This window comes from Halomonas sp. (genome assembly GCF_029263665.1).
Lineage (GTDB): Bacteria > Pseudomonadota > Gammaproteobacteria > Pseudomonadales > Halomonadaceae > Halomonas.
Genome location: NZ_JAJUFQ010000021.1, coordinates 1 through 12307, shown reverse-complemented (window position 1 = coordinate 12307; position 12307 = coordinate 1). Strand labels below are relative to the sequence as shown.

Below are 12307 nucleotides of genomic sequence, written 5' to 3'. Positions count from 1 at the left end.
GTCGCCTCCTCGGACCCACCTGATGGATTCTCCCAGGGGTCATCCTGCCTGGCGAACTGGCACGCGGCTCAGATGATTGTTCTCGTCGGCGATTCGCGCCAGCAGTCGGCAGAGTACCTCCCGCTCGCTCTCGCTCAAGGGCGCGAGAATCTCGTCCTGTACCTCCGCCACCTGCGGCTCGGCGTCATGACGAAGGCACTCACCTTCCTCGGTCAGGGTGACCAGCATGGAACGGCGATCCTCGGGATTACGGCGTCGGGTCACCAGGCCACGCTCCTCCAGCTTGCGCACCACCACGGCCACGGTATTGCGGTCCAACGCCGTATGGCCGCCCAGAGTGATCTGATCGATCGGCCCATGTTCCTCAAGCGCGCAGAGGAGAATGTACTGCAGCTGAGTCAAGTTGTAGGCCTCGCACTTGCGCAGGAAAATCGCGACGCTGATCTGGTGGCAGCGCCGCAGCAGGTTGCCGGGCAACACACTGGCCTGGGTAAGCGGAATTCCGGTCATCGTCTCGTCATCTCCAAGGAGGGTAGCAGGCCGGGCAGGCAGTCGACCCGGCATGGTGAACTCACTTCGCAGAGTGTACGGGTCCGGGCATCCGCTGGCGATCCCGGGCATGGTACGGGCTAGCGGAAGACGCTGACCGGCCATGGGTTGAAAATGATCGCCATAATCACCAGGCAGGCCGCCAGCACAAAGGCTTCTTGGATAAAAGTCTAATTGCTCGTTGATATATCGATCACAATACTGATTATCACAATAGTGACAAATAACCGCCAAGCGGAACCCTTGGTTTCCTCTCGACAACGACTACCCGTAGAGCACGGGATGGGCTAGCAGATGCAGTACTTCCTCGACGGTTACCGCAGTGGAGACCCGCGGATTCAACCCCTGGCCAAGGGCCGCAGCACCGAACAGGGGCCGCTGCCAGACGAGGTGGATGTCCTGATCGTCGGTACCGGCCCGGCCGGTCTGCTGTTAGCAGCCCAGTTGTCGACCTTCCCGGAGATAGTCACTCGCGTCGTGGAGAAGGCCGATGGGCCACTCGAAGTGGGACGTGCCGATGGTATCGCCTGCCGCACGGTCGAGATGTTCGAAGCCTTCGGCCTGGCCGAGAGGATGACCGCCGAGGCCTACTGGATCAACGAGACCCACTTCTGGGGGCCGGCCCCCGACGACAAGGCTCGGATTGCCCGGCTCGGACGGGTGCAGGATGTGCGCGATGGGCTGTCCGAGTTCCCGCACGTGATCGTCAACCAAGCTCGGTTGCTCGATTTCCTGCTCGAGTACATGCTCAACTCCTCCAGCCGCCTGCAGGTCGACTATAGCCACGAGGCGCTCAAGGTTGATGTGCCCGAGGCTGCCGACGAGCGGGTCAACGTGACCCTCAATACACCGGACGGCAAGAAGACCGTCCGCGCCAAGTACGTGGTCGGATGTGATGGCGCGCATAGCATTGTGCGCCAGTCCATCGGACGGGTGCCACAGGGCCACGGCGGAGACAAGGCGTGGGGTGTCATGGATGTTCTGGCAGTGACCGACTTCCCGGACATCCGCTTCAAATGCACGATCCAGTCCGCCGACGCGGGCAACATTCTGCTGATCCCCCGTGAGGGCAGCTACATGGTCCGGCTGTATGTCGATATGGGCAACATCGCCCCGGACGCCTGGCTGACCAAGGAACAGGTGCTGGAAAAAGCCCAGGCGGTACTGGCGCCTTACACGTTCGAGGTGAAGGAGACCGCCTGGTTTTCCGTCTACCGTGTTGGTCACCGGGTCACCGACAAATTCGATGATGTCGAAGACGATCAGATGGAGAGCCGCACGCCTCGCGTTTTCATTGCCGGCGATGCCTGCCATACACATACCGCCAAGGCTGGTCAGGGAATGAATGTGTCGATGCAGGACACCTTCAACTTGGGTTGGAAGCTGATCTCCGTGCTGGAAGGCCGTAGCCCGGCCAGCCTGCTGCACACTTACAACACCGAGCGCCACGTCATTGCAGAAAACTTGATCGAGATGGATACCCGATGGTCTCGAGCAATCGGCGCCGCTCAGGATTCCGACGACCCGCAAGCGGCGATGAAAGGCCTGGCAGAGGTGCAACGGCAGTTCGTCATCAACAGTGAGTTCACCGCGGGCTGCGCCACCCACTACGCGCCGGACCTGCTCACCGGTGATGACACTTACCTGAATCTGGCCACTGGCTTTCCGCCTGGGCGACGGTTCCACTCAGCCGAGGTGATCCGACTCGGCGATGCCAAGCAGGTCCACCTTGGACACGTCCATCGCGCCGACGGCCGCTGGCGGCTCTACGCCTTCGCGGATATGGTCGACCCGCGAAACCAGGGCTCTCGACTGAACAAGCTGATGGATTTTCTCGCCAGTGAGGCATCGCCGATCCGTCGCTTCACCCCCAATGGGGCCGATCCGGACGCAATCTTCGACGTCCACGCCATCATCCAGCAGTCCCATCTTGAGGTCGACTGGGCTGACATGCACGACGTCGTCAAGCCGTGCAAGGGCCTACTTGGACTTCGGGACTACCAGAAGGCCCATGCTCCGGTACTGGGTACCGATCAGGACATCTTCGATCTGAGAGGCATCGACCGTGGCGCCGGCGCGCTGGTGGTGGTCCGACCGGACCAATACGTTTCCCTTGTACTTCCGCTCGATGGTTTCGATGAACTCACCGAGTTCTTTTCCAGTTTCATGCTGGAGCCAAGCTGATGGGCTAGCTCTCATTTCGCCAGAGGTATGAGGGGCCAGCACCACCGAGTGCTGGCCCCTCTTGTCGATCGCGGCACGCAGCATTGGTTGAGTGCTTTGCTTCAGGCTCATACTAGATGCATTATGGTTTCGTTAGCACGACAACTATTCTGGGCGCTCAATGAAAGGAACACCATCAATGCGACTGCTGGGACGCAGCAATTCGACCAATGTCAAAAAGGTCATGTGGTGTGCGGCCGAACTTGGCCTGCCACTTGAGCGCATAGACATGGGCGGGCCCTTCGGCGGCCTGGATAGCCCCGACTTCCGGGAGAAGAACCCCAATGGGCTGATTCCCTGTTTGGAGGATGGCGAGCTGATCCTTTGGGAATCCAATACTATCGTTCGCTATCTCGTCGCAGAGTATGGCGAGGGACGTCTTTCCAGTGAGAGCCCCGCCAGCCGAGCCCGCTGCGACATGTGGATGGATTGGGTACTGTCAACGCTGACCGCCCCCTTCCGTGACCTGTACTGGAACAAGGTGCGGGCTACCGATAGCAACCGTGACGAGGCAGCCATGGAGCAAGGCCAGAAAGATCTCTCCCGTCACTTGACCTTGGTCGATGGTGTGCTTGCCGAACACGCTTGGCTGTCAGGTGAGTCTTTTGGCTTGGCTGATATTCCTCTGGGATGCTACGTCTATGCTTGGTTCGGCATGGATATTGAACGTCCAGAGCTACCGCATCTGTCAGCTTGGTATGAACGCTTGTGCAAGCGTCCTGGCTACCAACAGCATGTGATGCTTCCGCTTACCTGACCACCGGAATATTCCTCGAATTATCCCAAGTGGTACATATTCCTGCTCGAGCCAGAAAAAGCTGCCTTTGGGCGGCTAGTCGGGTCGGTGTCGGGTTCGAGCAGGTGAACTACCCGCGACGATGACCGGAGCCAGCCCATCGTGAGGGTCAGCGAAGAATAGCGCGATGATCTACGTAGGAAATCTACGCACACACAAAAAACCGCCCTCGAAGGCGGTTTTTCATGCTTAGCAAGTGCTTGATTCTAGTGTGTCTTCAATATGGTGCCGACACCAGGAGCCGAACCCGGGACCTACTGATTACAAGTAAAGTATGTTATTCCATAAAATCACATGGTTATAGAAATTTCAGCTACATAAAATCACATGCATCTCTCACTAAAATCAATCAGTTATGGCGCGTAGCTACGCAGCTTTCGGGAGGTTAAAACCGCCCTCTCCTCATTTATTCTTACTCGGTAGTGGTACTCCCATCTATTCGATGATGGATGGGACAACAAAGCCCGAAATAATAGGCGGTTCAAGGTGCTTGGTACTTGCAGTATTGCAGAGAGGCCGGCAAGCCGAAGGGCTGCCGGCCTCTTCATGGTGGCATAATAAGGTTTGACAATAGGCCATTCCCTATATAGGCTTCACCCTATAAGGTAAAGGATGATCAGATGTGGTCGATAGAGCAGACCGAGACTTTTGAAGAGTGGTACTTCTCTCTGGACGAGACTGACCGGGAGAACGTGCTTGCGGCAATCTTTATGCTCCGGGACAGAGGCCCAACATTGCCGCGCCCACATGCCGATACCTTGAGGGGCTCGCAGTATCGCAACATGAAAGAGCTGAGGGTTCAGAGCCAAGGTAAGCCCTTGAGAGTCTTCTTCGCATTCGATCCACGGCGAACAGGCATTCTGCTCTGCGCTGGCGATAAGACCGGCAACAAACGTTTCTATGATGACATGATCCCTGTGGCAGATCAGGAATACACTGCCCACCTGGATTCACTGAAGTGAGGTGAAAGCTATGGCTCGCACACTGGACCAACTCATCGCCAATGAAAACCCTGAGATCGTGAATCGTGCCCAGGAGAAAGCTGATGCGATGTTACTGGAGCTTCGGCTCTCAGAAATTCGCCGCTTGGTGGAGATGACCCAGGCGCAGATGGCCGATGCTTTGGGTGTCAAACAACCAACTATTGCTGGCATGGAGAGGGGCGGGCAGGATCTGCGTTTGAGCTCTATCAAGCGTTACGTTGAGGCCATTGGCGGGAAGGTCCGTCTGGATGTCGAACTACCAGACGGCACCCACCATGGCTTCCCCGTGTGACTTCTCCCTGCGTAGACCACCTGTAGATAAAAGCGCATAAGCCCTCCCCTTCCGGAGGAAAGGGCCATAGGTTCGAATCCTATAGGACGCGCCAAAAAACCAGTAAAAACGGCCAACTAGCGAACAATCGCGGTGGCCGTTTTTCGTTGCTCAAGGTTCTAGGTTCCACATGGCAGAAGCTGAGCTTAGTAACAGAAAACTCTGGCTATTCCATGATGATGAAATGACATAGCCCGTAGCTACAAAGGTACGGGCTTGGGATGGCCTCTAATACAGCGTTGCCACACTCCAAAGATTTCACGACGCTGCGGATACTGATTACAAGTAAAGTTAATTTAAAAATCAACTGGTTAAATATCTCACCTACGTTCAATACTCCATGATAGATTGGATGTAAACATTGCTCCCATATTGCATAAACAAGTGTCAATACCAAAATACATCATGGAAGATTACTTCCTAATTAAACCAAAGAAAGAGCCGGGATCCCACCGGCTGCGACCCTCTCAACACTGTAGACTTAAAAATATATATTAATTCTCCCTATCTTTTTCAATTACCCTTTCTAATTGTTCAAACAAATTATGAAAATTATTAAAAAACTCATCATCCTGATCTATAACCCAGTTTGCAAACTCCCTTTTAGTATTCTTTCTTACTTTTTTTGCCAAGTAAACAAATTCTCCTGGCAAATGGTTTGAGTATAATTCTGTAAGATTAATCTGTGTGGGAAGCTCTGGATCATTAGCTTTAGATATCCGGTCTTCTAGAACCAGAATATTTTGATCTAATGCATCATTGATGACTTGATCTGGAAACATGAACTCAATTGGAATTGGTAGGCTTATTTCACCACCCATTCTCTCATTGATCACTCTCTCCACATCAACCAAATTCTGCGGAAGAGGAAGTAATCCTACATATAAATGTCTTTCAGAGCATACTTCTAGAAAACTGGTATCCTCTATAGTCACATGATCGGAAAATTCCCGAATTTGTTTTCTTCCTTCTTGGTCTCTATCAAATAGTCCAATTACAGCATGCGATAGCTTTTTAGATAAGATTCTAGCTGATTTAATATATGGAGGAATATTATTCGCTCCTTCAGCGTGAACAATATGAAAATTAGGATCTCTATTTGGGTAAAGCTTACGATATGCAGCTTCCATTATGATTTTATCAGTAATTCCTTCCACTATAATATGAGGAGTATTATGTTCGGATAGCTCAGCATCAAGACGCTTTACAGATTCTTTTAACCTCTCGATATTCTCATATGCTTGTTTTGCTCTGTCAGCAATTAAAGCAGCAACACCAAGTTTCCCATCAATTAATTCTTCTGATGTGATTTTCTCAACTTTAGTCTCTCTTCCAGAATCGAGTGACTTTTGGTGTACCAGCCACTTTGATACATTATCACCTTTAAGATCATAAAATGCAGGAGAATGTGTTGTTATAAATATTTGATTCTCCTCACAAAACTCGTCTTTAAATTGCTTGGCCAATTCAAATGCAGGACCAAGTTCAAGGGATGTCTCTGGCTCTTCATAAGCCCATATATGATGCGTTTGTGTATGTCTTGCAATAAAGTCCAAAATAAATGGGATATGGCGACTTTGAACACCATCACCTCTTTTCTGCAAAGGGATACTATGATCATCATACCCTGTAGCAAAATCAAGTGCATTAAATAATACTCGGAGATTTGTAGGAGGTTGAACATTACTTTCGACACCAACACCATCTCGAATTTTGATACTCATTTCAGATGTACTTTCATTAAGAGTATTCATCAACTCTTCTGTTGAACGCAATAAACCTGCCTTTTCATCATCTAGAAGGGCATCATGAAGGAGGGACAAAAAATGAGAGAAAATATCCCGACCTCTTACTGCAGGAATATAATGGAATGAGATTTTATTCAAAAATCTTGCCACTGATGTAGATGTCAGCCCCTTTGGATAAGTTACTTCCGGCTGGTCAGAATATCTATTCCAAACTTTTTTAATAGAAAATTCTTTCGGCAAAGATCTCCAGTTTAAGAAATTTGTAAAATGTACTTTTATCCATATTGTTGCGCGCCCTTTTGTAGCGCGAGCTTCTTCAGAGCGCTTTCTGGTCAAATCATCCATGAAAAAGAAACCCTGACCAAGCTCTGTTTCGTTGTTAAAAAACAAATTCAAAGCTTTTAATACATTTGATTTCCCACTATCATTGCCACCTATTAAAACGTTCAAATCATTTATTTTCTTCAAATCTACCGAATATGTTGACCTAAAATAATTTATTTCTATTTTGCTTATGATTTTCATTTAGTTTTCCTGCGTACTTACTCAACAATGTATTAAGTATTTTGTTTAATATAAGAATGAAATTTTCCATATGGCATTTTCAACTCTTTCACATGCCATGACATTTTAAGTAGCTTTGATGCTATCAAAGGGATGCTCAATGCACAAAATCCTAAGCAACCATCGACCTCATGCCCGAGATACGTTTTCTATGCATAAAAGCGCAGAAATGCGCATGAAAACGCATAAGTCCATTACCCCTTATAACCTTCCCGCCCCCCAGTAACGGTGCGGCTTCATCCCATATCGCATGAGTGCATAAAAACCGACCTATTTAGAGCGCGGGCGGGGCGGGGTGACGATTGCGCTCAGCGGCCTGCAGCCAGGGTGGTGGAGGTACAAAGAAGCCGCCCCTAGGGCGGCTCGTCTGGTCGAGGCAAGGTTACCTGGTTGGATCGAGTGGCATGAGCTCTGGGTCGCCTAGAGTGTACGGTTGAAACCTGATGATTTCCTCGCCCACGAGCTCATTCACCTCCTGGAGAGCAGCCTGCAACGGTTCGAGCTCATTGGCCACGAAGACCCTGGCAGCCTTCTCCACATCGTGCATCACGGGCACCGTAGATCACGGCAGCACTCCACAGTTCTCCTGCAGAACTTTGATCTTCGGGCTTTGCTCCAGGAGGTAGGCAAGGCTGCACCACCTGGATGGCCAGTGGAGGCGCCTGAAACGCTTTCTTGATGATGAGCTGATCCCGCTCTCAACAACAACCAGGCAGAGAACGTCATCCGCCCTTTCCTGGTCGGCCGCAAAAACTGGCTGTTCAGCCGTACGCCGAGTTGCGCACACGCCAGCGCAGCAATCTACAGACTGATCGAGATAGTCCAGGCCAACGGCCGCTCGCCTTATGACTACTTGCAGTTCGTGTTCGAAACCCTGTCCACCCTCGGCGAGGCAACTCTTCATGGCGTTGCCCCGTGGCGGGATGCTCGATTCCTAGAGATGCTTCGAGACAGGAGAGCGGCCAGCGCCGGGCAGGTACCGCCCGGCGAGGCGGGGGGACGGTGGTGTTCGGGGCTTGTCCTAAAAGCCTTCCAGCACGACCTTGCCACGTGAGCGGCCGCTCTCGATCAGAGCGTGGGCACGGCGTATGTTGTCGACGTCGATGGACCCGAAATGCTCGGCCATGGTGGTCCTCAGTACGCCTTCGTCGATCAGGGCGGCAACTCGCTCCAGCAGTTTGTGCTGGCGGATCATGTCCGTGGTCTGGAACATGGCGCGGGTGAACATCAGCTCCCAGTGCAACGACAGGCTCTTGCGCTTCAAGGGCAGCGCGTCGAGCCGCTCGGGGTCGTCGATGAGTGCCAGGCGACCTTGAGGTTTCAGCGCTTCGACCAAGTACGCATAGTGCCTGTCGGTATGGGTAAGGCTGGCAACCATTTCGACCTGATTCACGCCGATGCGCTGCAGTTCCTCGGTGAGCGGCCGGCCATGGTCGATGACGTGGTGCGCGCCCAGCTCGCGGACCCAGTGCTGGGTTTCCGGGCGCGAGGCGGTGCCAATCACCGTCATCCCGGTCAGCTTGCGGGCTAGCTGGGTCAACATCGAACCGACCCCACCCGCCGCGCCGACGATCAACAGCGTCTCGCCCTGACCGCCACCCTCGGCTACGCCCAGGCGGTCGAACAACAATTCCCAAGCGGTGATCGAGGTCAGCGGCAAGGCCGCGGCCTGCGCAAAGCCGAGCGAGACAGGTTTGTGTCCAACGATGCGTTCGTCGACCAGGTGGAGCTGGCTGTAGCTGCCCGGGCGAGTGATATCGCCGGCATAGAAGACATCGTCACCGGGTTGGAACAGGCTCACCTCGCTGCCCACGGCGCGGACGATACCCGCTGCATCCCAGCCAAGCACGCGCGGCTCGCTTACCTGGGTTCCCCTGCGCACCTTGGTATCGACCGGGTTGACCGAGACGGCACGCACCTCGACCAGTATGTCATGTGGCCCAGGCATCGGTTCGGGAAAGTCGAGTTCGACCAGAGCGAGCGGGTCGTCGATGGGTAAGCCGTGCTGGGTATAGGCAATAGCTTTCATGTGGCGGTCCTCGCATCAAGACAATCATCGGGGAAGGATTCGGCTATGTTGCCGTGCACTTGCATGGCCAAAAACAGCGATATGTCCAATGGCCAATTGCTTAACGCCCACAGCCTCCTAAGACCCGGGCATGACCGGGTCAAAGATGCTGTTCTGATCATCAGGCCCTCCAGCAGAAAACGCTGCCCCCTCAATATGGTAGACCTTCGGTTCTTCCGAAAAATATTCCTCCAAGCCCATCATGAACACCCGATGGTCTTCACTCGCCTCGAAGCCCGGCGTGTGATCCTCAAGGGATTGCCATCGCACGATCAGGTTGAATAACTCGGGCGCTTCGATGCCTTGCGCGAGCATGTGACCACCGTAACCCTTGGCGCGGCTGAGCAGAGGAGCAACTTCGGTGAATGCACGTCTGAACTGTTCAATGTGCTCTTTGCGAACGGGCAGTAGAGCGATTTCATAAACCATGGGACATTCCCTCAGATTGATTTCAACGGTATAACATTCGCACCTACGAGATGAGCGATGGCTCGACGGCAATCGCGATTTTTCCTCGAATACCGTTGTTGGAGCTCTCCAGCAGCGCGTGGGCAAGACCAATATCAGCAAGCGAGTAGACCGCACCAACATGTGGCCGCAGCTGACCGCGTGCTATCAATGCGCTCAGCTCATCCAATTTGCCGCGGTTCTGTCTTGTAAAAACGAAGTGATAACTGGCGTTCTTGCCCCACGCCTCAATGATGTTTTGTGGCTGTGCAATGTCCACAATCGTGACCACACGGCCAAGTTGGGCGAGCGCGTCGGGGCTGCGCGACAATGTGTTGCCGCCGATGGTGTCGAACACTACATCGACACCGTGTCCATCGGTTTCCCGCAGGATGGCGTCGACGTAATCTTCTTTCTCGTAGTCGATGACTACATCGGCACCCAGACTCCGTGCGAACTCAAAGTTTGCTTCGCGCACGGTGGTGAACACCCTGGCGCCCATGGCTTTTGCCACTTGGATCGCCACATGGCCGACGCCTCCCGCACCGCCGTGCACCAGGATGCTCTCCCCCACTCTAAGCGCAGCACGCACGACCAGTGCTTCCCACACCGTCCCGCCAACCAGGGTCAGGCTGGCCGCCTCGAGATGACTCAGCGAGGGCGGCTTCTTCCCGATAATGCTCTCGGCTGCAACGTGGTACTCGGCATAACTTCCAGGGCCGTCAAAAATTTGCGGGGTGTACCAGACTTCATCGCCTGGCACGAAGCCCGTCACACCCGGCCCGACGGCTTCGACAACACCAGATACGTCATGCCCGGTAATGGCCGGCAACGGCACCAGGTCGGAATAATCGCCACGTCTTACCTGGTAATCCAACGGATTGATGGAAGTTGCGTGTACCCGCACCAGAACTTGTCCCGCGTGCGGCACTGGCTTGGGTACCTCGCTGAGCTCGAACGACTCCGGGCCGCCAAATGTTTTCAGTATCAGCGCTTTCATGGTAGATCCTCACTTCGGAAAAAAGGAATATCGGTATTTATCGATATGTTAGCGTAAAAAATTACAGCTCTTTAGCTATCATCTCGGCTAGAGCACTTATCGTTTCTTCATTGCGCTTGTAGTAGGTCCACTGCCCGATGCGTCTGACTTCAACCAGTCCCGCTCGCTGCAGAGTTGCAAGGTAATCAGACACCGTTGACTGCGACAGTCCGACGCCTTCTTGAATGCTACTGACGCAAACGCCCACAGTATGTACGTCCCCTTCATCCTGAGGGGGGAAGTTCTTTACTGGATCCTTCAAACCCTTCACGATTTCAAGACGCGTACGGTTTGAGAGGGCTTTGAATATGTCGATAAGTTCCATAGCCCGTCATGGTATCGAGATTTTCCGATATGTCAATAGCCTTTCGCATAAAACGCCACTCGGATCGTCCTAATAATCCCTAATCCATTGGGCTGGCACAAGATCTATCCTCCTCCCCCCCCGCTTTGTGACGCTGAGTGGGTATCGACCCAGAGTTTAGGGCGTAATGGCCGTGCTTTAGCCTGTGCAGCTCAACAGGGGCTCACTTCACCACCTAGGTCCAGAAAATGATGATCCCAGCGAGGATGATGGCGTCGAGGAAGATATCATCGCATCGCTCATAGCGGGTCGCGACGCCGCGCCAGTTCTTGAGGTGGCCGCGGCGTTCTCGATACGCTTGCGATAAAGGCGCCTGCTGTATCTGGCTGGTTTCCTGCGTTTCTTCCTCGGAGGGATGCAGGAACGGATGCTTGAACAAGCCTCAGATGTCGATTTCCGACCCATCCGGGTTTGCCTTGATGTGGTACTCACCGCTTTCGCGGAAGCTGCGAACGGTGGCGAAGGTGTCTTCCATGAACTGGACATAGGACAGTTTGCCGTTTTCGCCGCGACATCCAGCTTGCTGGTGCACACTGTACCGACTACACGCGATGCACCGAGTTGCTTGGCGATACCAGGGAATGCCGCGGCAAGCCCCCCAAACGCACCATGAATGAGGACACTCTCGCCTTGCGTCAGAGCGACATGCGCCATCGCAGCGTTGGGAATGACCGCTTGTGCAAGCGCCCCGGCTACCAACAGCATGTGATGCTTCCGCTTACCTGGCCACTGGAATATTCCTCGAATTATCCCAGCTGGTACATATTCCTGCTCGAGCCAGAAAAAGCTGCCCTTGGGCGGCTGCTCGGGTCGATGTCGGGTTCGAGCAGGTGAACCACCCTCCCTCTGGGCAGCTCGGTGCGGTCGATGTAGTTCGGCACCCACCAGCACCGGTCGGCATTCGGTCCTCCACGGCGCATATACTTGGCACGCAGGTGACGGAAAGGCAGCAACTTGCCCAGCCTGCCGCGAACCTCTTCAAGATAACCGTTACCGAATACCAAGTAGTCCAGCGCCAAACCACTGAATGCCTGGCGGCCCAGCAGTGGATGAAGTTTGAAGGTGCGCAGGAGGATATTGCGCTTCACCTGGAGAGCTGACCCATGGTGCGCCGTTGCACGATAACTTTTGGCGAGGATCTCCAGAGGGATCGGTGGTTCGTACCACTCATCCGGAGTGAGCAGCAGCCCTTCAT

At 53.6% G+C, this 12307-nt stretch carries 11 protein-coding genes and 3 pseudogenes; 5 read left to right on the top strand and 9 right to left on the bottom strand.

Annotation, left to right across the window (positions count from 1 at the left end; translation table 11 throughout):
- Positions 1–39: 39 nt before the first annotated feature.
- Complete coding sequence (locus tag Q1K07_RS17115; RefSeq protein ID WP_300313737.1) at positions 40–564, bottom strand: MarR family transcriptional regulator; 525 nt, start codon at positions 562–564, stop codon at positions 40–42.
- A 279-nt stretch (positions 565–843) separates the two neighbouring features.
- Between Q1K07_RS17115 and Q1K07_RS17110 the strand changes: the two genes are divergently transcribed.
- The 4 genes from Q1K07_RS17110 to Q1K07_RS17095 all read left to right on the top strand — a co-directional run bounded on the left by Q1K07_RS17110 (position 844) and on the right by Q1K07_RS17095 (position 4843).
- On the top strand, positions 844–2733 hold the full coding sequence (locus tag Q1K07_RS17110; protein ID WP_300313734.1) for an FAD-dependent monooxygenase: 1890 nt from the start codon (positions 844–846) through the stop codon (positions 2731–2733).
- Between the two features lie 178 nt (positions 2734–2911).
- The gene (locus Q1K07_RS17105) at positions 2912–3529 is read left to right on the top strand and encodes a glutathione S-transferase (protein ID WP_300313731.1); all 618 of its coding nucleotides are present in this window, start codon (positions 2912–2914) and stop codon (positions 3527–3529) included.
- Positions 3530–4188: 659 nt separating this feature from the next.
- Complete coding sequence (locus Q1K07_RS17100; protein ID WP_300313728.1) at positions 4189–4530, top strand: type II toxin-antitoxin system RelE/ParE family toxin; 342 nt, start codon at positions 4189–4191, stop codon at positions 4528–4530.
- Positions 4531–4540: 10 nt separating this feature from the next.
- The gene (locus tag Q1K07_RS17095) at positions 4541–4843 is read left to right on the top strand and encodes a helix-turn-helix transcriptional regulator (RefSeq protein ID WP_300313726.1); all 303 of its coding nucleotides are present in this window, start codon (positions 4541–4543) and stop codon (positions 4841–4843) included.
- Between the two features lie 533 nt (positions 4844–5376).
- Here Q1K07_RS17095 and Q1K07_RS17090 read toward each other — a convergent pair.
- The gene (locus Q1K07_RS17090) at positions 5377–7155 is read right to left on the bottom strand and encodes an AAA family ATPase (protein ID WP_300313724.1); all 1779 of its coding nucleotides are present in this window, start codon (positions 7153–7155) and stop codon (positions 5377–5379) included.
- Between the two features lie 671 nt (positions 7156–7826).
- On the opposite strand from Q1K07_RS17090, the pseudogene Q1K07_RS17085 reads away from it, so the two are divergent.
- Positions 7827–8059 (top strand): annotated as a pseudogene (locus Q1K07_RS17085) (transposase); the annotation flags it as partial.
- A gap of 156 nt (positions 8060–8215) precedes the next feature.
- On the opposite strand, the gene Q1K07_RS17080 reads toward Q1K07_RS17085, so the two are convergent.
- The 7 genes and pseudogenes from Q1K07_RS17080 to Q1K07_RS17050 form a co-directional block, all read right to left on the bottom strand.
- The gene (locus Q1K07_RS17080; RefSeq protein WP_300313721.1) at positions 8216–9223 is read right to left on the bottom strand and encodes a zinc-binding alcohol dehydrogenase family protein; all 1008 of its coding nucleotides are present in this window, start codon (positions 9221–9223) and stop codon (positions 8216–8218) included.
- A 117-nt stretch (positions 9224–9340) separates the two neighbouring features.
- The gene (locus tag Q1K07_RS17075; RefSeq protein WP_300313718.1) at positions 9341–9691 is read right to left on the bottom strand and encodes an antibiotic biosynthesis monooxygenase; all 351 of its coding nucleotides are present in this window, start codon (positions 9689–9691) and stop codon (positions 9341–9343) included.
- A gap of 43 nt (positions 9692–9734) precedes the next feature.
- Positions 9735–10709, bottom strand: coding sequence for a zinc-dependent alcohol dehydrogenase family protein (locus Q1K07_RS17070; RefSeq protein WP_300313715.1), 975 nt, complete (start codon positions 10707–10709; stop codon positions 9735–9737).
- A 61-nt stretch (positions 10710–10770) separates the two neighbouring features.
- On the bottom strand, positions 10771–11073 hold the full coding sequence (locus Q1K07_RS17065) for a metalloregulator ArsR/SmtB family transcription factor (protein WP_300313712.1): 303 nt from the start codon (positions 11071–11073) through the stop codon (positions 10771–10773).
- 214 nt (positions 11074–11287) lie between these two features.
- Positions 11288–11481 (bottom strand): annotated as a pseudogene (locus Q1K07_RS17060) (IS5/IS1182 family transposase); the annotation flags it as partial.
- Positions 11482–11494: 13 nt separating this feature from the next.
- Positions 11495–11644, bottom strand: coding sequence for a hypothetical protein (locus tag Q1K07_RS17055; RefSeq protein WP_300313857.1), 150 nt, complete (start codon positions 11642–11644; stop codon positions 11495–11497).
- Between the two features lie 214 nt (positions 11645–11858).
- A pseudogene (locus Q1K07_RS17050) lies at positions 11859–12307 on the bottom strand (hypothetical protein); the annotation flags it as partial.